Annotated in this window: 21 protein-coding genes; 14 read left to right on the top strand and 7 right to left on the bottom strand. The window is 69.9% G+C overall.

The features are described 5' to 3' along the window. Window positions 1–161 precede the first annotated feature (161 nt). The 3 genes from OG622_RS11915 to OG622_RS11905 all read left to right on the top strand — a co-directional run bounded on the left by OG622_RS11915 (window position 162) and on the right by OG622_RS11905 (window position 3,690). The gene (locus tag OG622_RS11915) at window positions 162–1,619 is read left to right on the top strand and encodes an NCS2 family permease (RefSeq protein ID WP_371575587.1); all 1,458 of its coding nucleotides are present in this window, start codon (window positions 162–164) and stop codon (window positions 1,617–1,619) included. A 59-nt stretch (window positions 1,620–1,678) separates the two neighbouring features. Then, window positions 1,679–2,833: an XdhC family protein gene (locus OG622_RS11910; protein ID WP_371575585.1), complete on the top strand. Its 1,155-nt coding sequence runs from the start codon at window positions 1,679–1,681 to the stop codon at window positions 2,831–2,833. A gap of 125 nt (window positions 2,834–2,958) precedes the next feature. Then, window positions 2,959–3,690: a hypothetical protein gene (locus OG622_RS11905; protein ID WP_371575583.1), complete on the top strand. Its 732-nt coding sequence runs from the start codon at window positions 2,959–2,961 to the stop codon at window positions 3,688–3,690. 29 nt (window positions 3,691–3,719) lie between these two features. Here OG622_RS11905 and OG622_RS11900 read toward each other — a convergent pair whose 3' ends face one another. Both OG622_RS11900 and OG622_RS11895 read right to left on the bottom strand, forming a co-directional pair. Beyond that, entirely contained in the window at window positions 3,720–4,367 is a 648-nt protein-coding gene (locus OG622_RS11900) for a class I SAM-dependent methyltransferase (RefSeq protein WP_371575582.1), read from the bottom strand. Between the two features lie 69 nt (window positions 4,368–4,436). Continuing rightward, window positions 4,437–4,892, bottom strand: coding sequence for an SRPBCC family protein (locus tag OG622_RS11895; protein ID WP_371575580.1), 456 nt, complete (start codon window positions 4,890–4,892; stop codon window positions 4,437–4,439). 140 nt (window positions 4,893–5,032) lie between these two features. On the opposite strand from OG622_RS11895, the gene OG622_RS11890 reads away from it, so the two are divergent. The 3 genes from OG622_RS11890 (at window position 5,033) to OG622_RS11880 (ending at window position 7,646) form a co-directional block, all read left to right on the top strand. After that, window positions 5,033–6,331 (top strand): cytochrome P450, encoded by a 1,299-nt coding sequence (locus OG622_RS11890; RefSeq protein ID WP_371575578.1) that lies wholly within the window; start codon window positions 5,033–5,035, stop codon window positions 6,329–6,331. Window positions 6,332–6,450: 119 nt separating this feature from the next. After that, complete coding sequence (locus OG622_RS11885) at window positions 6,451–6,879, top strand: ankyrin repeat domain-containing protein (RefSeq protein ID WP_371575576.1); 429 nt, start codon at window positions 6,451–6,453, stop codon at window positions 6,877–6,879. A 275-nt stretch (window positions 6,880–7,154) separates the two neighbouring features. Continuing rightward, a complete protein-coding gene (locus tag OG622_RS11880) occupies window positions 7,155–7,646 on the top strand; it encodes a MarR family winged helix-turn-helix transcriptional regulator (RefSeq protein ID WP_371575575.1) in 492 nt (163 codons plus the stop codon). A gap of 50 nt (window positions 7,647–7,696) precedes the next feature. Here OG622_RS11880 and OG622_RS11875 read toward each other — a convergent pair whose 3' ends face one another. The 5 genes from OG622_RS11875 to iolC all read right to left on the bottom strand — a co-directional run bounded on the left by OG622_RS11875 (window position 7,697) and on the right by iolC (window position 14,055). After that, window positions 7,697–8,701, bottom strand: coding sequence for a LacI family DNA-binding transcriptional regulator (locus tag OG622_RS11875; protein ID WP_371575573.1), 1,005 nt, complete (start codon window positions 8,699–8,701; stop codon window positions 7,697–7,699). Between the two features lie 303 nt (window positions 8,702–9,004). Then, entirely contained in the window at window positions 9,005–9,775 is a 771-nt protein-coding gene (locus OG622_RS11870; protein WP_371575571.1) for a GntR family transcriptional regulator, read from the bottom strand. 127 nt (window positions 9,776–9,902) lie between these two features. Continuing rightward, window positions 9,903–11,777 (bottom strand): 3D-(3,5/4)-trihydroxycyclohexane-1,2-dione acylhydrolase (decyclizing), encoded by a 1,875-nt coding sequence (gene iolD, locus OG622_RS11865; RefSeq protein WP_371575568.1) that lies wholly within the window; start codon window positions 11,775–11,777, stop codon window positions 9,903–9,905. Window positions 11,778–11,914: 137 nt separating this feature from the next. After that, window positions 11,915–12,793 (bottom strand): deoxyribose-phosphate aldolase, encoded by an 879-nt coding sequence (locus OG622_RS11860; protein ID WP_371575567.1) that lies wholly within the window; start codon window positions 12,791–12,793, stop codon window positions 11,915–11,917. A 305-nt stretch (window positions 12,794–13,098) separates the two neighbouring features. Beyond that, the gene (gene iolC / locus OG622_RS11855; protein ID WP_371575565.1) at window positions 13,099–14,055 is read right to left on the bottom strand and encodes a 5-dehydro-2-deoxygluconokinase; all 957 of its coding nucleotides are present in this window, start codon (window positions 14,053–14,055) and stop codon (window positions 13,099–13,101) included. A gap of 332 nt (window positions 14,056–14,387) precedes the next feature. Here iolC and OG622_RS11850 point away from each other — a divergent pair, with 332 nt between their 5' ends. The 8 genes from OG622_RS11850 (at window position 14,388) to fxsT (ending at window position 26,603) form a co-directional block, all read left to right on the top strand. Beyond that, window positions 14,388–15,407, top strand: a complete 1,020-nt coding sequence (locus tag OG622_RS11850; RefSeq protein WP_371575564.1) for a sugar ABC transporter substrate-binding protein — start codon at window positions 14,388–14,390, stop codon at window positions 15,405–15,407. A gap of 5 nt (window positions 15,408–15,412) precedes the next feature. Further along, on the top strand, window positions 15,413–16,489 hold the full coding sequence (locus tag OG622_RS11845; RefSeq protein WP_371575562.1) for an ABC transporter permease: 1,077 nt from the start codon (window positions 15,413–15,415) through the stop codon (window positions 16,487–16,489). Between the two features lie 8 nt (window positions 16,490–16,497). Then, window positions 16,498–17,472 (top strand): ATP-binding cassette domain-containing protein, encoded by a 975-nt coding sequence (locus tag OG622_RS11840; protein ID WP_371575560.1) that lies wholly within the window; start codon window positions 16,498–16,500, stop codon window positions 17,470–17,472. A 337-nt stretch (window positions 17,473–17,809) separates the two neighbouring features. Then, window positions 17,810–17,965 (top strand): FxSxx-COOH cyclophane-containing RiPP peptide, encoded by a 156-nt coding sequence (fxsA, locus tag OG622_RS11835; RefSeq protein WP_063649857.1) that lies wholly within the window; start codon window positions 17,810–17,812, stop codon window positions 17,963–17,965. A 33-nt stretch (window positions 17,966–17,998) separates the two neighbouring features. Next, window positions 17,999–20,452, top strand: coding sequence for an FxsB family cyclophane-forming radical SAM/SPASM peptide maturase (locus tag OG622_RS11830; protein ID WP_371575558.1), 2,454 nt, complete (start codon window positions 17,999–18,001; stop codon window positions 20,450–20,452). 232 nt (window positions 20,453–20,684) lie between these two features. Continuing rightward, on the top strand, window positions 20,685–21,272 hold the full coding sequence (locus OG622_RS11825) for a TIR-like protein FxsC (protein ID WP_371575556.1): 588 nt from the start codon (window positions 20,685–20,687) through the stop codon (window positions 21,270–21,272). 4 nt (window positions 21,273–21,276) lie between these two features. After that, window positions 21,277–22,617 (top strand): FxsC protein, encoded by a 1,341-nt coding sequence (gene fsxC, locus OG622_RS11820; RefSeq protein WP_371575554.1) that lies wholly within the window; start codon window positions 21,277–21,279, stop codon window positions 22,615–22,617. After that, window positions 22,614–26,603 (top strand): FxSxx-COOH system tetratricopeptide repeat protein, encoded by a 3,990-nt coding sequence (gene fxsT / locus OG622_RS11815; RefSeq protein ID WP_371575552.1) that lies wholly within the window; start codon window positions 22,614–22,616, stop codon window positions 26,601–26,603. Before fsxC ends, fxsT begins: the two co-directional genes overlap by 4 nt. Window positions 26,604–26,608: the final 5 nt, after the last annotated feature.

The raw sequence follows: 26,608 nt of genomic DNA, 5'->3' as shown, positions 1-26,608 counted from the left end.
GAACCCCCCGAGCTCAAACGCGGCGACCCCCAACGCCAACCGCGCACCACACAAGCACCCCGTTCGTCTCGGGCCGTCCCCCGGGTCGGGCACCTTCCCAAAGCCCGCCCAAGTCAAGTGCAACGAGCGGGTGTCCCTGTGAACCTTGGGAGAAGGCCCACATGACCCAGCAGTCACTCCGGTCGAAGTCCACGGCCGAGGACGCCACCTCGGAACCCCGCGTCCCCGCCGACAGGCTCCGGCTGGACCGGTACTTCCACATCACCCGCCGAGGATCCTCCGTCGCACGCGAGGTCCGCGGCGGCGTCACCACCTTCATGGCGATGGCGTACATCCTCCTGCTCAACCCGCTCATCCTGTCCGGCCCTGACGCCGCGGGCGCCACCCTGGGCCAGAAGGCCCTGATCACGGCGACCGCGCTCGCGGCGGCCGTCACCACCCTCCTCATGGGCTTCGTCGGCAGGGTCCCGCTCGCCCTCGCCGCCGGCCTCTCCGTCTCCGGTGTCATCGCCTCGCAGGTCGCCCCCCGGATGTCCTGGCCGCAGGCGATGGGCATGTGCGTGATGTACGGCGTGATCATCATGCTCCTGGTCGTCACCGGCCTCCGCGAGATGATCATGAACGCCATCCCGCTGGCACTGAAGCACGCCATCACCATGGGTATCGGCCTGTTCGTGGCCCTGATCGGCTTCTACAAGGCCGGCTTCGTGCACCAGGGCGAGGCGACCCCGGTCAGCCTCGGCCCCACCGGCGAACTCGTAGGCTGGCCCGTCCTCCTCTTCGCGGTCACCCTCCTCGCGATCTTCATGCTCCAGGCCCGGGGAGTCCCCGGCGCGATCCTGCTCGGCATCGTCGGCGGCACGGTCCTCGCCGTGATCCTCAACGCCCTCGACGTCATCGACCCGAAGCAATGGGCCGGTGGCGCACCGGAGTTGCACGGCAGCGCGGTCTCGATGCCCGACTTCTCGCTGTTCGGGCACGTCGAGTTCGGCGGCTGGGGCGACGTAGGTGCGATGACGGTCGGCATGATCGTCTTCACCCTCGTGCTCGCCGGGTTCTTCGACGCGATGGCCACCATCATCGGCGTGGGGACCGAGGCCGGGCTCGCCGACGACAAGGGCCGGATGCCGGGCCTGTCGAAGGCGCTGTTCATCGACGGCGCGGGCGGAGCGATCGGCGGCGTGGCCGGCGGCTCGGGCCAGACCGTCTTCGTCGAGTCGGCGACCGGCGTCGGCGAGGGCGCCCGCACGGGTCTCTCCTCCGTCGTCACCGGCCTCTTCTTCGGGGCCTGCCTGTTCTTCACCCCGCTCACGGCGATCGTGCCCGGCGAGGTCGCGGCCGCCGCGCTCGTCGTCATCGGCGCCATGATGATGACGAACGCCCGGCACGTCGACTGGTCCGACCGCGCCACCGCCGTCCCGGTCTTCCTGACCGTCGTGATCATGCCGTTCACGTACTCCATCACCGCGGGCGTCGCCGCCGGAGTCGTCTCCTACGTCGCCATCAAGCTCGCCCAGGGCCGGGCGCGGGAGATCGGCGCGTTCATGTGGGGCCTGACGGCGGTCTTCCTCGTCTTCTTCGCCCTCGACCCGATCGAGAGCTGGCTGGGCGTGCACTAGGACCCGCCCGGCACGTACCGTCCGCGCAACCGCCGCCAGTTCCCCAAGGAGACCGAGAGATGCTGGACATCGCCGAAGAGCTGCACCGGTGGGTCGAGCAGGGGCGCGACTTCGCCGTGGCCACCGTGGTGGCCGTCGGCGGCAGCGCGCCCCGCCGGCCGGGCGCCGCCCTCGCGGTGGACGCCGACGGCACGGCGATCGGCTCGGTCTCCGGCGGCTGCGTGGAAGGTGCCGTCTACGACCTGTGCCAACAGGCGCTGGCGGACGGCGAGCCGGTCCTCGAACGCTTCGGCTACAGCGACGAGGACGCCTTCGCGGTCGGTCTGACCTGCGGCGGCATCATCGACATCCTCGTCACACCGGTGCGGACCGGCGACCCCGTCCGCCCGGTGGTCGCCGCCGCGCTCTCCGCAGCGGCGAGCGGGGAGGCCGCGGCCATGGCCCGGATCGTCTCCGGCCCGGCGGACCTGCGGGGCCGCGCCCTGCTGGTCCGCCCGGACGGCTCCTACGACGGCGGCTACGGCGCCCACCCCGAACTGGACCGCACGGTCGCCGCCGAGGCCCGCGCCCTGCTCGACGTCGGCCGCACGGGCACCCTGGAGATCGGAGAGCAGGGCTCACGTTGCGGAGCACCGCTCACGATTCTCGTCGAGCCGTCCGTCCCGCCACCCCGGATGATCGTCTTCGGCGCGATCGACTTCGCGTCGGCGCTGGTCCGTGTCGGCAAGTTCCTCGGCCACCACGTCACCGTCTGCGACGCCCGCCCCGTCTTCGCGACCCGTACCCGCTTCCCGGAGGCGGACGAGATCGTCGTCGAGTGGCCCCACAGGTATCTGGAGCGCACGGACGTCGACGGTAGGACCGTCCTCTGCGTCCTCACCCACGACGCCAAGTTCGATGTCCCCCTCCTCCAGCGCGCCCTACGGCTCCCCGTCGCCTACGTCGGCGCGATGGGCTCCCGCCGCACCCATCTCGACCGCAACGAACGACTACGGCAAGTAGGCGTCACCGAGCTGGAGTTGGCGCGGCTCAGGTCCCCGATCGGGCTCGACCTCGGGGCACGGACACCGGAGGAGACGGCCCTGTCCATCGCCGCCGAGATCGTCGCCGCCCGGCGTGGCGGCAGCGGGGTCCCCCTGACCGGCGCGCACACCCCGATCCACCACGACGGCTCACCCGACGTCATGGAACTGCCGAACCTGCGGGTCTCCTGACCCGCACCCGCACCCCTACCCGCGCCCGCGCCCGAATCGAACCCGAGCCACCGTCCGTGACTTGACCCCCGGGGGCGCCAGGGCCGACCGTTGCGATACGACAACAGCACTACAGGGGCGGACAGTTGAGTACGGCGAGCAGCGGAGAGCGCCCGGCTGCGGGCGAGAGCGAGAGCCGAGAAGGCGCGACGGCTCCGAATACGGACACGGACACGGACACGGACACGGACGCGGATACGGGCGACGGCTCGGTCGAGCCCGGAGACGACGGTGCCCGTGACAAGCGGCGGCTGTCGACCGTGTCGACGACCCTGCTGGGCCTCTTCCTCCTCGCCGACGTCGTCTTCGTCTGCGGAGCCCTCGTGACGCTCTGGCCGGCGGTGCTGACGACGGTGGAGCCCGGGGCGGCCCCCACGGCCACCGCGCACTGGTCGCCCTTCGGCCTCGGGAACTGGGCGCTGACCGCCGACACCGCGATGCTGCTCGCGGTGGTCGTGTGCAGTGCGCTCGGCAGCTTCGTCCACGCGGCCACGTCCTTCGCGACCTACGTCGGCAACCGGCGGCTCTACGCGAGCTGGCTTTGGTGGTACCTCCTGCGTGCCGGCATTGGTGTGGCCCTCGCCCTCCTCGTCTATTTCCTGCTGCGCGGTGGACTGTTCGCCGGTAACTCCGGAGCCGGTGCGACCAACCCTTACGGCTTCTCCGGCATAGCCGGGCTCTGTGGACTGTTCTCCAAGCAGGCCACCGACAAGCTCCGCGAGATCTGCGACACCCTCCTCAGCACCACGGGCGACGGCGACCGCGACCGCCGCGACGGCCTGGCCACCGTCCGGAACGGGGACCCTGGCGCGTCCTGACCGGGGCCCGTCCTCCGGAATCCGGCAGCTCACTCCGGCTTTCGCGCCAGCACATACGCCTGCGGGGTGTTGGCCGTGGGTCCGTCGGCCTCCCGCACCAACCGCGCCGCCTCGACGAACCCGGCGTCCCCCAGCAGCCCGGCGATCAGATCCGGTGGGAAGCGGTAGACGTCGAGGTCGAGGGGGTGGCCGTACGCGTGCGACAGGTGAACGGACTCGTCGCCGACCTTGTACGCCAGCGCGAGGAGGCCGCCGGGGGCGAGAACCCGGTGGAACTCGCTGAAGAACACCGGGAGTTCGGCGGGCGGGGTGTGGACCGTGGAGTACCAGGCGAGGGCGCCCGCCAGGGAGGCGTCCGCGAAGTCGAGTGCGGTCATCGTGCCCACGTCGAAGCGCAGTCGAGGGTGGGCCCAGCGGGCCACGGCGATCATCTCCGGCGAGAGGTCGATCCCGCAGATGTCGAGCCCCAGCGAGGCCAGATGCCCGGTGACCCGCCCCGGGCCGCACCCCAGGTCCGCCACGCGTCCACCGCCGGCGCCCAGCACCCGCTCGGCGAACACCCCCAGCATGGCCCGCTCGAACGGGCTGTTCGCCAACTCGTCCCGCAGCAGCTTCTCGTAGTCGGCGGCGACGGTGTCGTAGGACGTCCGGGTGGCGTGCGGATGCTCTGTGGTCATGGCGCCGGACAGTAGCCGGATGGTCTGACAACGGCCTCGAACACCGGTCGGGGGCAGGCCCGATGGGGCTCAGCGCGGACGCCGGCTGTCGGGTGCGAGCAGCCCGTCCATCGCCCGCCCGAACATCCGCCGCGCCAACCGGCCCAGCGGCCGGTCGAAGAGGCTCGGCAGCCATCGCACCCGCAGGTCCTCGCGCCACACCACACGGGACGCGCCGTCACCGTACGGATGGACCTCGATCTCGGCCCACCCGGTCACGAACGAACCGTGCTTGACGAGACGGCACTTCCCGCCGGCCTCCCCCTCGGGCGGCTGCCAGACCGTGACCTCCATCGGGTCGTCGAAGGCGAGCGGGCCGATGCCGGTGCGGGCCACGAACACCGTGCCCTCTCCGGTCGGGGGAGGCATGCGGACGGTGACGCGGGTCAGCGGGACGACGTCGGCGTGCCGGGGCCAGTCGGTGAGGCGCTGCCAGGCGTGGTCGGCGGGGAGCAGGGGGAGGCGTTCCACGAGGAAGAGAACCACGGCGTGATCGTAGGCGAACAGGACCGGCCCACCCCCGCCCGACCCGCAGGACAGTCCCGCCGCAGAGCCTCTACCGCACTGCCCCGCCGTACGGCACCATGAGCGCGACCGCACGCCCGCCCCTGGCCGGAAGGTGCTCAATGGACCCTGAACTGCACGACAGACTCGACGAGTTGCAGCGGGATCCCTATCCGCACTACGCGCGGGCCAGAGCGGCGGAGGGGCTGACGTACGTACCGGAGCTGGACTCCTGGCTGGTGGCGCGGGACGCGGACATACGGGAGGTGCTGCGGCGCCCGGAGGACTTCTCGTCGGCCAACGCGCTGCGCCCCGACGTCATGCCCGCACCCGCCGCGCTGGCCGTGCTCAGCGGCGGCTTCGGCGGCCGCCCAGTCGTCGTCACGGCCGACGGAACCCTGCACCAGGAGCTGCGGGCCCCCATCGTGCGGGGGCTGTCGCCCGCGAGGGTCGCCGCCGCGCTGCCGTACGCGGCCGAACGGGCAGCCGCCCTGGTCGACGGCCTCATCAAGAACGGCGAGGAGGGCGGGGGCGGCGACCGCGGGAACCAGGCGGACGGCGAGGACGGCAAGGGGAACGGTGACACGGGCGGCCGGGTCGAGCTGATGTCCGCCTACGCGGGACGGCTCCCCGGGGAGGTCATCGGGCACCTCGTCGGGTTCGAACCGGACGACGTACCGGCGTTGGTCCAGGGTGGTCATCGGGCCGAGCAGCTGCTGTTCCGGCCCATGACGGAGGCCGAGCAGGTCGCGGCGGCCGAGGACGTGGTCGCCACGGCCCACCGCCTCGACGCGTTCGTGCGCGCCCGGCACGCCGATCCGCGCGAGGACCTGGGCACCGAACTCATCACGTCCGTCGTCGGACCGGACGCCGACGAGCTGACGCTCGATCACCGCCACCAGGTCGTCGGCCACTTGCAGAACCTGCTCATCGCCGGACACCTGACCACGACCGCCCTCATCGGGACGACCCTCCTCCACCTCCTGCGGGACCGCCGGCAGTGGGAGCTGCTCTGCGCGGAACCGGAGCGCATCCCGGCCGCCATCGAGGAAGCCGCGCGCTACGACACCGCGTTGCAGGGCTTCCGTCGCGTCACCACCCGCCAGGTCACCCTCGCCGGCACCGAACTCCCCGCCGGGGCACCGGTGTTCCTCGCGTTCGGCAGTGCCAACCGCGACGGCTTCCGCCACCCGCGCCCCGACGACTTCGACATCACCCGCCCCACCGGCAGCCGCCACCTCTCCTTCGGCTTCGGGGCCCATACCTGCCCCGGATCCCAACTCGCCCGCGAACAACTCCGCATCACCCTGGAACAGCTGACCAGCCGCCTGCCGGGCCTACGCCTCGTGGAGGACCAACAGATCACCATGCGCCCGACATTGATCCACCGCTCCCCGGAACGCCTCGAACTCGTCTGGTGACCTTCGCGTACGCGCGGTCCGCAAACGCGCTGTCGGCGTACGCGGAAAAGAAGTCGCTGCGCACCAGGGTGTGTGATGGGCCGGCGGCTTTGGGTGCCCTCGGGAAGGGGAGTCGCGCGGTGAACAGACGGCAGCGGAAGAAGAAGTCCCGGCGGCTGGTGCTGGCCGCGATGATCGGTGACACCGCCGGTGTCGACGCGCTGCTGCGTGCCGGAGCGCCCGCGGAGACGACCGACGCCGAGGGGACGACGCCCCTGTACGCGGCGGCCGTCCACGGAGCGGCCGACACGGTCCGCCGACTGCTGGCGGCCGGGGCCTCGCCCGACACCGAGAGCGGGCACGGCACGGAAGGCACACCGCTGTGCGGCGCCGCGTGCTGGGGACACACCGAAACGGTGCGCGAACTCCTCGCCCACGGCGCCGACCCGAACCTCCGCGAGGACCAGGGCACGGGCCGCTCCCCGCTCGACTGGGCGGAGGGCGGACCTCACCCCGAGACGACGGCCCTGCTGCTCGCCGTGGGCGCGCGTCGTTCTCTGAGCGTGTAGGACCGCGCAGACACCTACGGACCGCTCAGAACGCGTACGGCCCGAACCGGCCCCATGCCACCACGGCCGGGAGGATCAGGCCGATGGCGGCCAGGCCCTCCAGCGCGCCGATGGTCTTGAGCATGCACGGGGAGAAGTCCTCGACCAAGGGCCCGGACTCTCTTGCTATGAGTTGAATACTCAAGTGAAATGGGGGGTTCGACCTAGGCCATGCGAGTTGAAGCGTCAAGTCAATCAGCGTTTGATCACTTGAAGCGGCACGTAGGGTGGGCGGCATGGAGACACCGCAGCAGCCGTGTGGGCTGACCGATGAGGAGATGGAGGTCTGGCACGTGCTGGCGGGCGTGATGGTCAGACTGCCGAGCGCGCTGGACGCGCAGTTGCAGCGGGAGTCGGGGGTCAGCCACGTGGAGTACCTGGTGATGGCGATGCTGGCCCAGGCGGAGGAACACACCCTGCGGATGAGCGACTTGGCCGGGTACGTCGGTTCGTCGCTGTCCCGGCTGTCTCATCTCGTGAAGCGGCTGGAGAGGAGCGAGTGGGTGCGCCGGGAGCCGGACCCCTCCGACGGGCGTTACACGCTGGCCGTCCTCACGGACGCCGGACACGCCAAGGTCGTCGAGAGCGCCCCGGGCCACGCCGACACCGTACGACGCTTCGTGTTCGACGCGATCAGCAAGGCCCAGCAGCGGCAGTTGCGGGAGATCGGGCGGCGTATCTGGCAGACCGTCGCGCCGGACGACCACTGTCTGCTGCCGCCGAACTGACCTGCTCGCCACGACTGGAGGCGGGGAGTCGACGGATCGCGGCGGCCGGCTCAGCGGCCGACCGGCGGGCCCGTCGTCCCGCGGACCTCCAGGGTCGGGGTGGTCAGGACGACCTTGCCGGCGTGGGCCGGGTCGGCGATGCGGTCGATGAGGCACTGGGCGGCGGTGCGGCCGACGTCGTGGCTGGCATTGTCCACGGTGGTGAGCCAGAGGTGGCGCAGACGTGAGACGTAGGTGTTGTCGTAACCGACCAGGGAGAGGTCACGCGGCACCTTCAGCCCCAGTTCTTCGGCGGCGGAGAGGGCGCCCACGCAGGCCATGTCGTTGAACGCCACGATGGCGGTGGGGCGTTCGGGGGTGCCGAGCAGCCGGACCGTGGCGCGGTAGCCGCCCTCCTCCGTCAGGTCGCCCCGCTCGACGGACGCCAGGTCGCTCAGCCCGTGCTCGCGCATGACCGTCTCGAAGCTGCGGCGGCGCAGCGCGCCGACCACTCCGTCCCCCGCGATATGGGCGATACGCCGGTGCCCGAGGTCGATGAGGTGCTCGGTGGCGAGTCGGGCGCCGTGCTGGTCGTCGCCCGCGACGACGTCCACATGGGGGAGCGTGGGCTCGCGGGCGCCCGCGACCACGGTCGGGATGAGCCCGGCCGCCGTACGCAGGGCCTCGGACGGCGGCAGGGTGCCGACCGCGATCAGCCCGTCGACCCGCAGTTCGGTGAAGGTGCGGGTGAGATCCTCGCCGAGCCGCCGGTTGAGATGGCCGTCGGCCAGCAGCATGCGCAGACCGTTGTCGTGCAGGCGGGAGTTGAGGCCGTCCAGCAGCTCGACGAACCAGGGGTTGCGCATGTCGTTGAGGAGGACGCCGACCGTGCGGGTGCGGCGCTCGCTCAGGCTGCGCGCGGCGGCGTTCGGCCGGTAGCCCAACTGGTCCACGGCCGCCAGCACGGCCTCCCGCTTCTCGGGGCGCACCTGGTCGGAGCCACGCAGCACCAGCGAGACCAGCGACTTCGACACACCGGCCCGTTCGGCGACGTCGCGGATGGTCGGGGCTCTCATGTTGTGGACCGTTCCATAGCCGGAGCGCGGTTGTCAAAGGGGTCGGCAGCGGTGGAGACGGCCCGCACGGTGAGCGACGTAGCCTCTGGAGCGGTCCAAGCCGCGGTGCGAAGCCCCAGTGACGGTCGGGGGCAGGTTCGAGGCAGGTCCGGGGAAGTCCCGAAGAAGGCCCGGAGAGGGTCCGAGGGTCGAGTCGGAGGCGTGGGGGACCTCTGGGTCCTGGAGCCTTTGGACCGTTCCCAAACCGGTCCTGGGCCGCTCCTGGACTCGAACTGCCTTCGCTCAGGCGTCTTCGCCCAGGCGTCAGTTGCGGACGAGGAGCTGGAAGTCGAAGGAGTAGCGCGAGGCCCGGTAGATGTGGGTGCCGTACTCGACCGCGCGCCCGGTGTCGTCGTACGCCGTGCGCTGCATGGTGAGGAGTGCGGCGCCTTCCGGTTCGCCGAGGCACTCGGCCTCGTCGGGGGTGGCGATGCGGGCGCCGACGCTCTGGTGCGCGCTGTGCAGGGTGATGCCGGCGTTGCGCATCATCCGGTACAGGCCCGTCGACTCCAGGTGCTCGGTGTCGAGGACCAGCAGCCCGGCCGGCACGAAGTTGGACAGGAACGCCACCGGTTGGCCGTGGGTGAGGCGCAGCCGCTCGAAGAGGTGTACCTCGGCGCCCTCGGCGATGCCCAGGGCGGCCGCGACCTCGGCGGAGGCCTGCCGGATCTCGCTCAGCAGCACCTTGGTCGTGGGCTGCTGACCGGCCGCCTCCAGGTCGTCGTACAGGCTGCTCAGCTCCAGCGGCCGTTTGACCTGACTGTGCACCACCTGCGTGCCGACGCCCCGGCGGCGTACGAGCAGGCCCTTGTCGACGAGCGACTGGATGGCCTGCCGGACCGTCGGCCGGGACAGGCCGAGCCGGCCCGCGAGCTCGATCTCGTTGCCCAGCAGGCTGCCCGGGCCGAGGGCGCCGTGCTCGATCGCCGACTCCAGCTGCCGGGCCAGCTGGTAGTACAGCGGCACCGGGCTGCTCCGGTCGACGCTGAGGCCGAGACTCCCTGTACTCCCCGTAGTCGCGCTGGTCACGCCCATGAGAGTAGCCGTCCGTCCGCATGACAGGAACCCCTGTCATCGCATTGTCCTTACATGGTCCGGAGATTGGCCGGGAGAGGCCACCGAGGGGCACCGGAGAGGCCCCTCGGCGACTCACTCCGACCTGTCAGAGGTGGCGGCGCCGGTTGGCCACCTCGCGGTCGTACGTCGTGCGCGCGTCGACCGCCGCCGGGCGGGAGGCGGTCTCCGCGACCGGGACGTCCCACCAGGCCTCGGCCGGGGGAGCGGTGGGCGCCGGGTCGGTCTCGACGTACACGCAGGTGGGCCGGTCCGAGGCGCGGGCTGTCGCGAGCGCGTCGCGCAGTTCCTTCACCGTCTTGGCGCGGATGACATCCATGCCGAGACTGGCCGCGTTGGCCGCCAGGTCCACCGGGAGCGGGGCGCCGGAGAAGGTGCCGTCGGCGGCGCGGTAGCGGTAGGCGGTGCCGAAGCGCTCGCCGCCCACCGACTCGGAGAGGCCGCCGATGGAGGCGTATCCGTGGTTCTGGATGAGGACCAGGTTGACCGGCAGGCCCTCCTGGACGGCCGTCACGATCTCCGTGGGCATCATCAGATACGTGCCGTCCCCGACCAGCGACCAGACGGCCGTGCCGGGCGCCGCCTGCTGGACACCGATCCCGGCGGGGATCTCGTAGCCCATGCAGGAGTAGCCGTACTCCAGGTGGTACTGGCGGGGGCTGCGGGCCCGCCACAGTTTGTGCAGGTCGCCGGGGAGCGAGCCGGCCGCGTTGATGACGACGTCCTCGTCGCCGACGACCGAGTCCAGGGCGCCGAGCACCTGGGTCTGGGTGGGTGCGGCGTGTTCGTCGGCGGCGGTGTAGGCGGCCTCGACGATCTGTTCCCACCGCTCCTTGCCGGCCCGGTACTCGGCTTCGTACGCCTCGCTCACCCGGTGGCCCTCCAGCGCCTCGGTGAGCGCCGTGAGCCCGGCCCGCGCGTCGCAGACCACCGTTCGGGCGGCCAGCTTGTGGGCGTCGAAGGCGGCGATGTTGAGGTTGACGAAACGGACGTCCGGGGTCTGGAAGAGGGTGTTCGAGGCGGTGGTGAAGTCCGTGTAGCGGGTGCCGACGCCGACGATCAGGTCGGCGGTGCGGGCGAGGTCGTCGCAGACCGCCGTGCCGGTGTGGCCGATGCCGCCGAGGTCGCCCGGATGGTCGAACCGCAGGGACCCCTTGCCGGCCTGGGTGGACGCGACCGGGATGCCCGTGGCGTCGACCAGCGCCTTCAGAGCCTCCTCGGCCTCGCTGTGGTGGATGCCGCCGCCCGCGACGATGAGCGGACGCCGGGCGGCGCGGATCGCCCGGACCGCCTCCGCCAGCTCCACCGGGTCGGGCACGGGACGCCGTACGCGCCACACGCGCTCGGCGAAGAACTCCTCCGGCCAGTCGTACGCCTCCGCCTGGACGTCCTGCGGCAGGGCGAGGGTGACGGCGCCGGTGTCGGCCGGGTCGGCGAGGACCCGCATCGCGTTCAGGGCGGCCGGGATGAGGGCCTCGGGGCGGGTGACACGGTCGAAGTAGCGGGAGACCGGACGCAGGGTGTCGTTGACCGAGACATCGGCCTCGGTGGGGTGCTCCAACTGCTGGAGCAGTGGGTCGGCGGTGCGGGTCGCGAAGTAGTCGCCGGGGAGGAGGAGTACCGGCAGGCGGTTGATGGTGGCCAGGGCGGCACCGGTGACCAGGTTGGTGGCGCCGGGGCCGATGGAGGTGGTGACCGCCTGCGCGGAGAGCCGGTTCAGCTGGCGGGCGTAGCCGACGGCGGCGTGCACCATGGACTGCTCGTTGCGGCCCTGGTGGAACGGCATCGTCTCCTCGCCGGCCTCCAGGAGGGCCTGGCCCAGCCCCGCGACATTGCCGTGGCCGAAGATGCCCCAGGTCCCGGCGATCAGCCGGTGGCGCACACCGTCGCGCTCGGTGTACTGCGCGGACAGGAACCGCACCAGCGCCTGGGCGACGGTCAGACGGCGGGTGGGCTGGGACATCGGGACCTCACAGGGGCGAAGGGTTGTGTGGTGGCGGCGGGGCTTGTGCGGGGCGGATTCCGTGGGCCGGTTTTCGTGGGCCGGGCATCGGGTGAGCGGCGGATTCGTGTCGCGGTGGCTTCGGGCGGTCCGGGGCTTCAGAGCAGCCCGACCGCGGTGTCGACCGCGGTCTCCACGCTGCCATCGGCGGGGTAGAGCAGCGAGCGGCCGACGACCAGGCCCTGGACGGTGGGCAGACGCAGGGCCTTGCGCCACTTCTCGTAGGCGCCCTCCTGATCCTTGCCCACTTCGCCGCCGAGCAGCACGGTCGGCAGGGTGGAGGTCTCCAGGACCTCGGCCATGGCGTCGGGGTCCTCGGTGACGGGCAGCTTGAGCCAGGTGTAGGCGGACGTGCCGCCGAGCCCGGCCGCGATGGCGATGGAACGGGTGACGGCCTCGGCGCTCAGGTCGTTGCGGACCTTTCCGTCCACCCGGCGGGAGACGAACGGCTCGACGAACAGCGGAAGCCGGCGTGCCGCCATGTCGTCGACCGCCCTGGCCGTGGAGTACAGCGTCCGCAGGGAGCCGGGGTCGTCGTGGTCGACGCGCAGCAGCAGTTTGCCCGCGTCGAAGCGGAGCCGTTCGATGTCCTGCGGGCGGTGGCCGGTGAAGCGGTCGTCCATCTCGAAGGAGGCGCCGGCGAGTCCTCCGCGGTTCAGGGAGCCCATGACGACCTTGCTCTCCAGGACTCCCAGGAGCAGCAGGTCCTCCAGGATGTCGGCGGTGCCGAGCACGCCGTCGACACCGGGGCGGCCCAGCGCCACGCAGAGCCGTTCGAGGAGGTCGGCACGGTCGGCCATGGCGAGCGGGCGGTCGCCGACGGCGAGCGATCCGCGGGCGGGGTGGTCGGCGGCGACGATCATCAGGCGGCCGGTGTCGCCGATCAGGGGGCGGCGGGTGCGGTGCGCTGCCGCTTCGGCGATGGCCTCGGGGTGCTGGGCGCGGATGCGTGTGAGGTCGGGGATGCGGATGGTCAAGTGGGGCTCCGTTCCAGGGGCGGCGCCCCTTTGCCCCCTGGGGCGGCTGAGAGCTCGGGGGTTCGGTTCGTTGTCGGGTGCGGGTTCGGTGGGGGCTGGTCGCGCAGTTCCCCGCGCCCCTGAAAAGCAGGGGCTGCGCCCCGTGCTTTTCGGCCCCCAGGTCCGTCGTCGTTCAAGCGCGCGGGGCCTGATCGTGCAAGCCCGTGGGGCCTGAATGTCCAGGGCCGCATGGCCTGACCGTTCAGGGGCGCGGGGAACTGCGCGACCAGCCCCCACTCACCCGCGGCCGAAGGCGAACCGCATGGTCACCCACCCGTCAACAGCTCCTCGACCTCGTCCTCCGTCGGCATCGCCGAGGAGCAGGCGAGTCGGGACGCGACGATCGCGCCCGCGGCATTGGCGTGGCGCATGATCCGCTCCAGGTCCCAGCCGCGCAGCAGCCCGTGGCAGAGGGAGCCGCCGAACGCGTCGCCCGCGCCGAGCCCGTTGACCACCTCCACCGGTACCGGCGGTACCTCGGCCACCGTGCCGTCGCGGTGGACGGCGAGGACCCCCTTGGGCCCCTGCTTGACGACGGCCAGCTCGACGCCCGCCTCCAGCAGTGCCTCCGCGCACGCCCGCGGCTCGCGGACCCCCGTGGCGATCTCGCACTCGTCGAGGTTGCCCACGGCCACGGTGGCGTGCCGCAGGGCCTCGGCGTAGTACGGTCGCGCCGCCTCGGGGTCCGTCCAGAACATCGGGCGCCAGTCGAGGTCGAAGACCGTGATGCCGGACCTGCCGCGGGCCTTGAGCGCGGCGAGCGTGGCCGAGCGGCTGGGTTCCTCGCTCAGACCGGTGCCGGTGATCCAGAAGATACGGGCCGCACGGATGGCGAAGCAGTCCAGCTCGTCCGTGCGGATCTCCAGGTCGGGGGCCTTGGGGCGGCGGTAGAAGTACAGCGGGAAGTCGTCCGGGGGGAAGATCTCGCAGAACGTGACCGGGGTCGGGTACTCCGCCACGGGAGTGACGAAGCGGTCGTCGACACCGAACTCCTTCAGCGCCTCGTGCAGAAACGTGCCGAAGGGGTCGTCGCCGGTCCGGGTGATCACGGCGGTGGTGTCGCCCAGCCGCGCGGCGGCCACCGCGACGTTGGCGGCCGATCCGCCGAGGAACTTTCCGAAGGACTCGACGCGTGCGAGCGGGACGCCGGTCTGCAACGGATAGAGATCGATTCCGATACGGCCCATCGTGATCAGATCGAAGGATTCGGCGGACTCGGGCATGCGCGTCGCTCCTCGGGTGGGGGGATGCGGGCCTCCGGAGGTACGAGGCGCGCGGGGATGCGAGCACTCGGGTCCGGATGTATCCCAGGTGTAGGACCCGAAGCGACCCCCTGTCAAGACTTTGTACTGACATCCTGACCTGCTCGTGAAATAATGTCTTAACAAAGTCTTGACAGGGGGATCTGCCAGGGGTTGTATCCCGTCCCAACGAAACAGCGCAGTCGGCCAACCGGCAGAATGATCCGGACTTCGAAAGTCCGGGCTCGCGCGGGCACTCCGCCCGACGCTGTCCCGTTCCCTTTCCCCCTGTCGCACAGTGAGGTGCAGGAAAGATGGACCGCACGTTTCACTCCCGCTCACGCAGAGTGGCCCCCTTTTTCGCCATGGCCGCGGCCTCCGCGCTGCTGATAGCCGGCTGCTCCAGTGGTTCCGGCGGTAAGGATTCCGAGGAAAGCGCGGCGGACGCCTCTGCGGGCAAGGCCGACACCCCCCGGATGAAGGTCGCGCTGGTCACCCACCAGGCCCCTGGCGACACCTTCTGGGACATCGTCCGCAAGGGCGCCCAGGCGGCGGCCGACAAGGACAACATCGAGCTCATCTACTCGGCGGACCCGAACGCCGGCAACCAGGCCAACCTGGTGCAGAACGCGATCGACCAGAAGGTCGACGGCATCGCGATCACCCTCGCCAAGCCCGACGCGATGAAGGACGTCGTGGCCAAGGCGACGAAGGCGGGTATCCCCGTGGTCGGCCTCAACTCCGGTCTGAGCGACTGGCAGAGCCTCGGTCTGATGTCGTTCTTCGGGCAGGACGAGGGCGTGGCGGGCGAGGCGTTCGGAAAGCGGCTGAACGACGTCGGCGCCAAGAAGGCCGTCTGTGTCGTGCAGGAGCAGGGCAACGTCGGCCTGGAGCAGCGCTGCGCGGGCGTGGAGAAGACCTTCGAGGGCGACACCGAGATCCTCAACGTCACGGGCACCGACATGCCGTCCGTGAAGTCGACCATCACCGCCAAGCTCAAGCAGGACACCGCCATCGACTACGTGGTCGCCCTCGGTGCCCCCTACGCCCTGACCGCGGTCCAGTCGGTCGCGGACGCGGGCAGCAAGGCGAAGGTCGCCACCTTCGACCTGAACAAGGAGCTGACGGACTCGATCAAGAGCGGTGACATCGAGTTCGCGGTGGATCAGCAGCCGTACCTGCAGGGCTACTTGGCCGTGGACTCGCTGTGGCTCTACAAGAGCAACGGCAACTACAGCGGCGGCGGCGAGGAAGCGGTGCTGACCGGCCCCGCGTTCGTCGACAAGAAGAACGTCGACACGATCGCCAAGTTCGCCGCGAAGGGCACCCGGTGATCTGAATGACCCAAGCAACGGCTCCGGCGGCGAGTTCCTCGCCGCCGGCTCCGCCGGCCGGCACGCAGAAGGACGGGCGCACCGTACAGCGCTCGCTCGGGCGCCGGTTGATGGCCCGCCCCGAGGTCGGGGCGCTGATCGCCGCGATCGGTGTGTACGTCTTCTTCTTCTCGGTGGCCCCGTCGTTCCGTGAGGCCAGTTCGCTGGCGACCGTGCTCTACCAGGCCTCCGTCATGGGCATCATGGCGATCCCGGTGGCCCTGCTGATGATCGGCGGGGAGTTCGACCTGTCCGCCGGTGTCGCGGTCACCACCTCCGCGCTGACCGCCGCGATCATCAGCTTCCAGCTGACGGTGAACGTGTGGACCGGTGTCTTCGTCGCGCTGATCGTGTCGTTGGCGGTGGGAGCGTTCAACGGCTGGTTGCTGATCAAGACCGGGCTGCCCAGCTTCCTCGTCACACTCGGGTCGTTCCTGATCCTTCAGGGCTCGAACCTGGCGGTCACGAAGATCTTCACCGGCAATGTCGCGTCCGACTCCATCAGCGACATGGACGGCTTCGACCAGGCCAAGAGCGTCTTCGCCTCCGAGGTCGGCATCGGCGGCGTCGATGTCAAGGTCACGGTCTTCTACTGGCTGGCGTTCGCGGCGATCGCCACCTGGCTGCTGCTGCGCACCAAGTTCGGCAACTGGATCTTCGCGGTCGGCGGCAGCAAGGACAGTGCGCGGGCCGTCGGCGTGCCCGTGAACTTCACGAAGATCGCCCTGTTCATGGGTGTCGGCGCGGGCGCCTGGTTCGTGGGCATGCACCTGTTGTTCTCGTTCAACACGGTCCAGTCCGGCGAGGGCGTCGGCAACGAGTTCCTGTACATCATCGCCGCGGTGATCGGCGGCTGCCTGCTGACCGGCGGCTACGGCTCGGCCGTGGGCCCGGTGATCGGTGCCTTCATCTTCGGCATGGTCTCCCAGGGCATCGTCTACGCCAACTGGAACCCCGACTGGTTCAAGGCCTTCCTCGGCGTGATGCTCCTGATCGCCGCCCTCGTCAACTTGTGGGTCCGCAGCCAAGCGACCCGGAGGTGAACCACCCCATGACCAACACCAACGGCTCAGCGGCCGACGGTACGCCCGCGAAGGACCTGGCCAAGGACGCCGACAACGGCGAGCAGGGCGCCGGCCAAGCCGTCGTCCAGGACGCGGCGGTGCCCGGCCAGGACAAGCCGATCGTCGAACTGCGTGACGCGGGCAAGGCGTACGGCAACATCCGCGCCCTGCACAGCGTGAACCTCACCGTCCACCCCGGCAAGGTCACCTGCGTGCTGGGCGACAACGGCGCCGGCAAGTCCACCCTCATCAAAATCATCTCCGGGCTGCACCAGCACACCGAGGGCGAGTTCGTCATCGACGGCAGGCCGGTGCGCTTCTCCACCCCGCGCGAAGCCCTGGACGCCGGAATCGCCACCGTCTACCAGGACCTGGCGACCGTGCCCCTGATGCCGGTGTGGCGCAACTTCTTCCTCGGCTCGGAGATGACCAAGGGCCCCTGGCCGATCCGCCGTCTCGACATCGAGAAGATGAAGAAGACCGCGGACGAGGAACTGCGGAACATGGGCATCGTCCTGGACGATCTCGACCAGCCCATCGGCACCCTCTCCGGCGGCCAGCGCCAGTGCGTCGCCATCGCCCGCGCCGTCTACTTCGGCGCCCGCGTCCTCATCCTCGACGAGCCCACCGCCGCCCTCGGCGTCAAACAGTCCGGCGTCGTGCTGAAGTACATCGCCGCCGCCCGGGACAAGGGCCTGGGCGTCATCTTCATCACCCACAACCCGCACCACGCCTACATGGTCGGAGACCACTTCAGCGTCCTGCGCCTCGGCACCCTCGAACTCTCCGCCGCCCGCGACCAGGTCAGCCTCGAAGAACTCACCAACCACATGGCCGGCGGCACCGAACTCGCCGCCCTCAAACACGAACTCGCCCAGGTACGCGGCGTCGACGTCGACGAACTCCCCGAGGAAGCAGACCTGAGCGCATCCGTGGTCTCCTCGAAGGACGGGGCCGCGTAACACCGACGGCCGCTCCCCGCGAGCGGCCACGCCACCGACGACGGCCGCGGTCGTCAGGACGACTCTCCTGGCAGGACAGCCCCTTCGACCGAAGGGACGTCCAGGAGGGGCATCCTGACGACCGCTGCCGTTCGTGCCGACAGTGCTCCGGGCGGCGACATCCACTGCCGGTCACCGCGGCCCGACAGCCCGGCACCTGCGTATCAGCCCTTGCCGCAACGGCGTTCGACAGTGTCTCTTCGATACACGGACTTGGCTGGTGATGGCCTTGCTGTTCGGTTACCGGGCCGTCACCATGGGGTGTGCCGCCCGGAGCCGTACGCTCGAGGAGACGCCTATGGACAGGTACGAGCAGCCCTTCGCCACGAGCGTCGTCAGGGACTTGCACGACACCTCACTGGATGAGGTACCGGAGTCCGCTCAGGAGTCGGCCATGGCAAGGACGCTCGCAGGTGGCGGAGAGCCGGTGGCCGCCTTCCAGTCGTCGCTCTGACCGGCCTGGCCGGAACGACGAGGGAGCCTACCGGTGACGGTGGCGGCGCGGCCCTTCCGCCAGTTCGTGATCAAGGTGCACAGCCGTTGCGATCTGGCCTGTGACCACTGCTACGTCTACCAGCACGCCGACCAGAGCTGGCGCGGGCGTCCGGGGACGATGTCCGAGGCGACGCTCCGCCGTACGGCCGACCGGATCGCCGAGCATGCCGCCGCGCACCGGCTCACCCGCGTCCATGTCGTGCTGCACGGCGGTGAGCCCCTGCTCGCCGGGCGGGAACGACTGCGCGGCTTCGCCCGCGCACTGCGCTCGGCGTTGCACGGCGTGGCCGAACTCGATCTGCGCATGCAGACCAACGGGCTCCGACTGGACGACGCGTTCTGCGCGATGCTGGTCGACGAGTCCATCGTCACCAGCATCTCGCTCGACGGGGACGAGGTGTCCAACGACCGCCACCGGATCAGGCGGGACGGCTCCGGCTCCTACCGGGACGTGGTGCGCGCGGTGCGCCTCCTGGGCGCACCGGACCACCGCAGCGCCTTCGGCGGGCTGCTCTGCACGATCGACGTCGAGAACGACCCGGTGGAGGTGTACCGGGCACTGGCCGAACTCCGCCCGCCCGCCATCGACTTCCTGCTGCCGCATGCCACCTGGGAGTACCCGCCGCCCCGCCCGGGCGGCGAGACCGACTACGCCGACTGGCTGATCGCGGTGCACAAGCAGTGGACCGCGGACGGCATGCCGACGCGCATCCGGATGTTCGAGTCGATCAGTCGGCTGAGCCGCGGCCGCGGCAGCCTGACCGAGGCGCTGGGGCTGGGCAGTTCGGACCTGCTCGTGGTGGAGACCGACGGCGCCATCGAACAGGCGGACTGGTTGAAGACGGCCTATCCGGGAGCCCCCGCGACCGGCATGCACATCACCACCCACCGTCTGGAGGAGGCCGCCGAACACCGGGGCATCCAGGCCCGCCGCGCCGGCCTGGACGGGCTGAGCGCGCAGTGCCGGGCCTGCCCCGTCGTGTCGGTCTGCGGCGGCGGCCTCTACGGACACCGCCACCGTGGGTCCAACGGTTTCGACAACCCGTCCGTGTACTGCGCGGACCTGCTGAAGATCATCGAGTACGTCCAGGTCACGGAACACCACGACGCCGACGTCCGCCACGGCTGGCACGGCCTGTCCTGGACGCACTTCGACGAACTGGCCGCCGGACACGGCAGCACGGCGGCCGTCCGGTCGCTGGCCGCGGCACAGAACAGCCAGCGTCGGGCGTTGCTGGCGGCTGCCCGCCGTGCGGACACCCAGGGCCCGGCCCCCGACCCCGGGCCGGCGCCTGGCACGGCCGCGGGGCTGCGTCCAGGTCCGATCCCCGGCCCGGGGATCGGGCCGGGGATCGGCGTCTCGGCGGATTCGGCGCCCGGCTGGGAGGCGATCCTCGCGCTGCCCGCCGCCGCACTGGACGTGCTGCTGGCCGACCCCTATCTGCGCGTGTGGGCCCTCGCCTGCGGTCAGTCGGTGCGACGGCGGGCCGAGGGCCATCCGGCCGAGGCCGCGCTGTCGGCCGTCGCGCGCACCGGCGGACAGCTGACCCTGGCCGTGCCGCTGCGGCACGGACCCGAGGGCGCGGCGGTCCATCTGCCCGGCGTCGGGCGGCTGTTGCTGCGTGACGACAGCCGCGACCGGCGGTCCGGGACGGTCACCGTGACGGCCGCCGACAGCGCGCTCACCGTCGAAGGGCACACCCTGGGCCGGGAACAGCCGCCCGACGGCATGATCTGGCAGCCGCTGCGACACCTGTCCACGGACGGGCCGGAAGTCGCCCTGGACGACCTGGACCCCGCCCGTGACTGCTACGGATACAAGCCCCTGCCCCGGCTGCCCGAGGCCGAATTCCGACGCTGGGAGGCGATGTTCGCAGAGGCCTGGCAGCTGGTCCGGACCGAGTACCCCGACTACGCCCAGGGGATCGCCGCCGGCCTGACCACGGTGACCCCGCTCGCGCCCGCACCGTCCGGGGACGACGTCAGCGCCACCTCACGGCACGCCTTCGGGGCGGTCGGTATCGCGCTGCCCCGCTCGGCCGAGGATCTGGCGATGCTGCTCATCCACGAGTACCAGCACGTCAAACTGGGCGCCATGCTCGACATGTTCGACCTGCTCGACGGCCTCGACGGGGGCCGCCACCGAGTGCTGTGGCGGCCCGACCCCAGGCCGCTCGACGCCATCGTCCAGGGCGCGTACGCCCACCTCGCGGTCGCCGACGTGTGGCGGATCCGGGTCCGCCGCGGTGCGGCCGACGTCGGCGCCGCCCTGTACGAACGCTCCCGCGCCGAGGCGGACACCTGGCGCACGGCCGTGCTGGACGCCCTCGACACCGTGGCCGGAACCGGATCCCTGACCGCCCTGGGGCACCGCTTCGTGCGCGGCCTTCGGGGCGAGGCCGAAACATTGGGCGGAGTGGCCGAAACCGGTCCGATCGCGGTGTAATGGTGGGCCAACTCCCGTTCTCCACACCGGTGGCCGGTGCAAATGGCTGTGGTCAACCCCTGGCACGCGCAGTGGTTTTCGCGTTCCAATGGATCCGGGAGGAGATTCAGCTGTGATGCTCGGGGTGGGGAGGCCCGAGGTGGGCGACGGGGGAGGGAAAGGCGAGTCCATGATTCATCCGGCTTCTCAGGCTACTCAGTCGGCGGATTCCTCCGATCCGTATGTGTTCTTCATGAGCTATGCACGGACGCCGCTGGCGGGTATGCGGATCAGGAAAGACGCGTCGGATGTGGCGCTGGAGCAGTTCCATGTCCAGTTATGCAGCGACATCATGCAGTTGACCGACCATGACGGTCAGGAATTGCCCGGATTCCTGGACAAGAGAATGCATCCCGGTGACGACTGGGAGGGCAGACTCAAACAGGCTCTGGCCACCTGCCGGGTCTTCGTGCCGATCTACAACAGCCGGTACTTCAGGAGAGAGTGGTGCGGAAAGGAATGGGACGCCTTCGCGCGGCGTCAGCAGCTCCGTACCAGGCCGTACACGGGCAACGCGATCATCCCCGTCCTCTGGGTGGGGGAGCAGCATCTGACTCTGCCGACCGTGGCGGCCAAGGTGCAGTACGCCCACCCCGATCTGGGTAAGGACTACCTGCAGTCCGGCCTCTACGGACTGAAGCAGGCGGGCCGCCACGCCAAGTACCGCAGCTCCGTGTGGGCGCTCGCCCAGATGATCGTCAAGGTGGCTCAGCAGACCAGCCTTGAACCGTGTGACGTGGAGCTGTTCAGTGACCTCCGGAACGTCTTCGAGGGGGAGTAGCGGGATGCCGATGTTCTTCATGAGCTATGCGCGGGTTCCTGCTCCCCGGCACCGGGACATCTCGCAGGACCCCAATCGTCTGGTTTTCCAGTTCTTCGACGAACTGTGCGGGAAAGTGGCGCGTCACGCGAGAGTGTCGCGGGAGGAGGCCGGTTTCGTCGAGCGGCCCGGGGCGCCGGGAGAGAAGTCGATCAAAGCACTCCTCGACTGTCAGGTCTTCGTCCCGCTGTACTCGCGGCGGTACTTCAGCAATCCGCAGTGCGGGCGTCAGTGGACCGCTGTCACCCAGACAACGGCTCAGAGGGCCCGGCCGAGCATCGTCCCGGTGCTGTGGACGCCGTACTCGCCCACGTCGCTCCCCGAGAGGGTCAAGGAGCAGTACCCCGAGATGCCGGAAGGCTTCGGTGAGGCCGCCGAGAACTACGCCTCCATGGGACTGCACCGACTGCTCGACCAGGTGCTCGACCTGACCGAACCGCCGGACCCGGAGGACGAGCACACGGCGGCGCAGTTCTCCGCCCAGGTCGCCCAGATGACCGACTGGCTCGCCAGGCGCATCGTCGACGAGGCGGCCACGGTGCCCAGGCGGTCCCGGCCGTCCTCCGGCGGGGGGCGGACGACCGACCCGACGACACTGGCCGGACTGGACGACGCCTTCGCCGACCCGCCCTTCGCCTCCCCGCTGCACATCACGGTGCTCGCCCCGACCGAGGAACAGTTACCGGTCGGCCGGGACAACGCCCGCTACGGGCCACGGGTCGACGACTGGCGGCCCTACGGCCAGGCGGTGGGACCGCTGGTCGAGCAGATGGAGGCCCTGGCCCGCAACCTCGGCTTCGAGCCCACCGTGCATCCCTTCCACAAGCATCAGGCAGAACTGCGCAGCGCGGAGATCCCGACGGCTCCCTGGATACTGGTGGTGGACCCCTGGGCTCTGGAGAATGCCCAAATGGCCGGCCAGGCACGGGAGTTCGACAGGGCGCGGCAACCGTGGACGGGGGTGCTGAGTACCCTGGCGGGAGACGATCTGCAGACCAAGGAGCAGTCCGATCGGCTGCGCGGACTGCTGCTGACGCACTTCCCCCGCTTCCTCAGCGAGGGGCGGGCGGGGGAGCAGGAAGCGGTACGCGGTCTGGCCGGGGCGGATGTCTTCACCCGCTGCTTCAGTGAGCTGGCCGAGGCAACCAAGATCAGGTATCTACGGTACATTCACTCACAATTATCCCGGAGCGGCGCTGACGCCCGGGATGTTCCGGAATCCGGTGCGGACCTGTCCCCACGGCCCGACGCCGGCAGGGACGACGGGGCACCGAGCGACGGACGTCGCGTGGAGGGCAGGCCATGACCGGCGACGACGCGGGCAGGATCATCACGTTCTACTCGTACAAGGGCGGTACGGGACGGACGATGGCGCTCGCCAACACGGCCTGGATTCTGGCGTCCGCGGGCAAGACGGTCCTGGTCGTCGACTGGGATCTCGACGCTCCCGGGCTGGACCGCTTCCTGCACCCCTTCCTCAGCGAGAACCAGCTGCGTTCCACGCCCGGGGTGCTCGACCTGGTCAGCCGTGCCACCCAGTCCATGCTCCAGTCCTCCGCAGTCGCGGAGCAGAAGCGCACGGGTGAACCGGATTCCGAACCGTCGATCTCGGTCGACATGTGGGCGGCCGACGGCATCCCTCTCAACAGCTGTCTCATCCAGGTCGACTGGGACTTCCCCGAAGGCGGCCAGCTCTACTACCTCCCGGCCGGAACGAAGAACAAGGGCTACCTGTCGGCGTTCTCGCAGTTCGACTGGAAGCCCTTCATGGACGGGCCGCTGGCCACCAGGTTCCTGGAAGCACTCAAGCGTGAGTTCGTCGGGAACTTCGACTACGTCCTCATCGACAGCCGCACCGGCCTCAACGACATCTCCGACATCTGCACCGTCAACCTGCCGCACACGCTGGTCACTTGCTTCACCCCGAGCAGCCAGAGCATCGAGGGCGCGGCCGGAGTGGCCGAGCGCATCGACGGGATGTACGGCAACCGGGACATCCGGATCCTGCCCGTCCCCATGCGGGTCGAGAACGCCGAGGCCGACCGCCTGGACGCGGCCCGAGGACAGATCCAGTACCGCTTCGACCGGATCGTGCGCAAGCACATCGCCCCCCAGGACCCGGAGGACTACTGGGGAAGCGTGGAGATCCCCTACCGGCCCATCTACTCCTACGAGGAGACGCTGGCCCCGTTCCGCGAACAGCCCGGGGACCCCAAGAGCCTGCTCGCCGCCTACGAGAGACTCACCGAAGTCATCACGGAGGGCCAGGTCGACTCGATGCCACGCATCGACGAGCCGCTGCGCCGCAAGACCCTGGAGCGGTACACCCGGCACCGCCCGCCGCGCATCTCCGACGTGTACGTCAGCTTCGTTCCACAGGACCGGAGTTGGGCCCACTGGGCGGGCGCGGTCCTGGAGCAGGCCGGTTTCAAGGTGCACCTGGCGCAGGAGGGCACGGTCGAGGGTCCGCAGGTCAGGGACGAAGTCGAACGCGGAGTGGAGTCGGCCTCGCACACCCTGGTCATCCTCTCCGAGGCCTACCGCAGGTCGTCCCGTTTCCGTACCACCTGGGAAGCGGTCTACGCGGAGAGCGACCGGCGCGCACACCAGCTGGTGTCCATGAAGGTCGACCCGAACGTGACACTGGAGGCCCCCTTCACGGAACAGCTCGCCGACATGACGCGCTGCGACAGTGGGGAGGTGGGCCGTGACGTCCTGTTGACCCGGCTCGGTCGAAGCGCGGAGTCGCTGACGCGCAATCACTTCACCGGGAACGATACGAAACTGCCCAGATTTCCGAAGACCGAACCCCGGGTCTTCGGGGTCCCGTTGCGTACGTCGTCCTTCACCGGTCGTACGGAACTGCTGGACGGCATTCGGGAGAAACTGTGGAGGGAGGACACCAGGGCTCTCGTGCTCAAGGGCATGGGAGGGGTCGGGAAGACCCTGCTGGCCCAGGAGTTCGCGCATCGCTACAAGAGCGACTACGACGTCGTCTGGCACATCCAGGCCGAGCAGCTCATGCTGGCCGTCGAGCGGTACGCAGGTATGGCCGAGGAACTGAAGCTGCCCGTGCGGACGAACCCGACCGACACGGCCAGGAGCGTGTACGAGACGCTCAACCATGGTGACGAATACGGCAGTTGGTTGCTGATTCTGGACAACGTCCCGGAGGCCGACCACCTGCCAGAGTTCATGATGGACGGCCGCCGCGGTCACATCCTGGTCACCAGCCAGCGAGCCGAGGGCTGGGGCCGTTTCGTGGGCACCGTCGACATTCCGGTGTTCGAACGCAACGAGAGCATCGCCCACCTGCACAGCCGGCTGCCCGACTGCGGTTGGACAGAGGCGGACCAGATCGCGGAAGCCCTGGGGGACCTGCCGATCGCGATCGAGCGGGCCGCTGCCTACATCGAGCAGACCAGGGCCGACGTCCGCGGCTACATCAAGCAGATCCAGCCCCAGGCGACCGGATCCCCTGACGACAACCCGGTCGGCGCAGTCGTCAAGTCGAACACCAACACCTGGGAGTTCGGCCTCCGGCAGCTGAGGGACAGCTTCCCCCCGGCCGTGAAGCTTCTGCAGATCTGTTCGTACTACAGTCCCGAGCCGATCTCCATGGATCTGCTGGAGGGCTACGAGGTCTCCCGAGCGCTGGGCGGCGTTCGCACGGTCTCGCGCGCGTACAAGGAGCTGAGCAAGTTCTCACTGGTCACCGTGGACCGCAAGGCCCGGAGCGTCACGGTGCACCGGATGATGCAGAGCGCCATGCGCGAGGAGATGACCGAAGCGGAGCGAGAAGCGGCGCAAGAGGTGGTCTACCGCTCGCTGGTCGCCGCCAGGCCGAGCGGCGACGACCCCGAGAACCCCAACACCTGGGAGAAGTACCGCATCATCTGGCCACACCTCGGCACACCGTGGGCCGAGCGGGCGCCCGACGAAGGCATCAAGGAACTCTTCGTGGACCGGGTTCGGCAACTGCGCCGCAGGGGCGAGCTGAGCCAGGCCATGGACTACAGCCGCAGGCGGGTGACCGCCTGGTCCGCGGACGACTCGCCGGACGAACGCTGGACGCTGCACATGCGCTTCCAGATCGCCAACATCCTGCGCGCCCAGGGCAGGTACGAGGAGTCACTCTCCCTGGACCAAGAAGTCCTGGGGCGTCAGCTCGCGGTGCTGGAGGACGTGGACGACCAGCACATCCTCATGACCACCAGTAGCATCGCCGCGGACCTGCGCGGTCTGGGCCGGCTGACGGAGGCTCTGCGGTACGACGAGGAGACGTACCGGAGATACGAGCAGATCTATGGAGAGGACCACGCGCGCACTCTCAGCGCGGCCAACAACCTCGCCGTTGCCCTGAGGCTCTCCGGCGACTACTCCAGGGCCCGCGACTACGACCGCAGGACACTGGAACTTCGTGAGGCGATCCAGCTCCACGACCATCCCCTGACCATCGAGTCGTCAGTGAATTTGGGCCGTGACCTGCGTGACTGCGGTGACTACGACGAATCCGTGACGCTCCTGAGGCACGCCTACGAGCGGTGTCTGCGTAATTCCCGTCTCACCCAGGGCTCGCCGACGGTGCTGAACACGGCCAAGGGCCTGGCCGGTTCACTGCGCAGGGCTGGCCGGGCGGCTGAGGCCGAGGAACTCGTGCGACACGTGCTGAGGAGCACTCCTGACGGAGAGAAGCAGTCCTCCTCGGAACAGCTGCTGCTGCAGATGAGCCTGGCCGGCGACGTGGCCGCACAGGGCCGCGTGGACGAGGGGCTGGGTCTGATCCGCAAGGTTCAGGAGAGCCTGAGAGACAGCCTCGGGGAAGGTCACTCCCACACGGCTGCCTGCTCCGTCAACTATGCGGTTCTGCTGCTCCACGATGTCGGGTCCATCCGCCCGGAAGCGGCCTCCGAGGCAGAGGAGTTGCTACGCCGGGCCGAGGAGAGGTTCGCCGAGCTCAACGGAGACCACCACCCCTATGTGCTCATCTGCCGTGCGAACCTGGCCGTCGCGGAGGCGGCGCTCGGCCGGTGGGAGGAAGCCCGGAGGACCAGCCTCGCGGCGTACGAACTCCTCAAGGAGATTCTCGACCCCGTTCACCCGTCGACGCTGACCTGCGCGGGGAACCTCGCCGTCATCCTGAGCCATCTGGGCCGGGCCGACGAGGCCCGCACCCAGCACTATGACACTCTGGCCGCGCTGAGCAAGCGCATCGGCGGTGAGCATCCGCGAGTGGTGGCACTCCAGGAGTGGAAACTCAGCTGTCTCGACCTGGAGCCGCACCCGATCTAGGAGCG

This window comes from Streptomyces sp. NBC_01314 (assembly GCF_041435215.1).
GTDB lineage: Bacteria > Actinomycetota > Actinomycetes > Streptomycetales > Streptomycetaceae > Streptomyces.
This window is presented reverse-complemented; position numbering and strand designations above follow the sequence as displayed.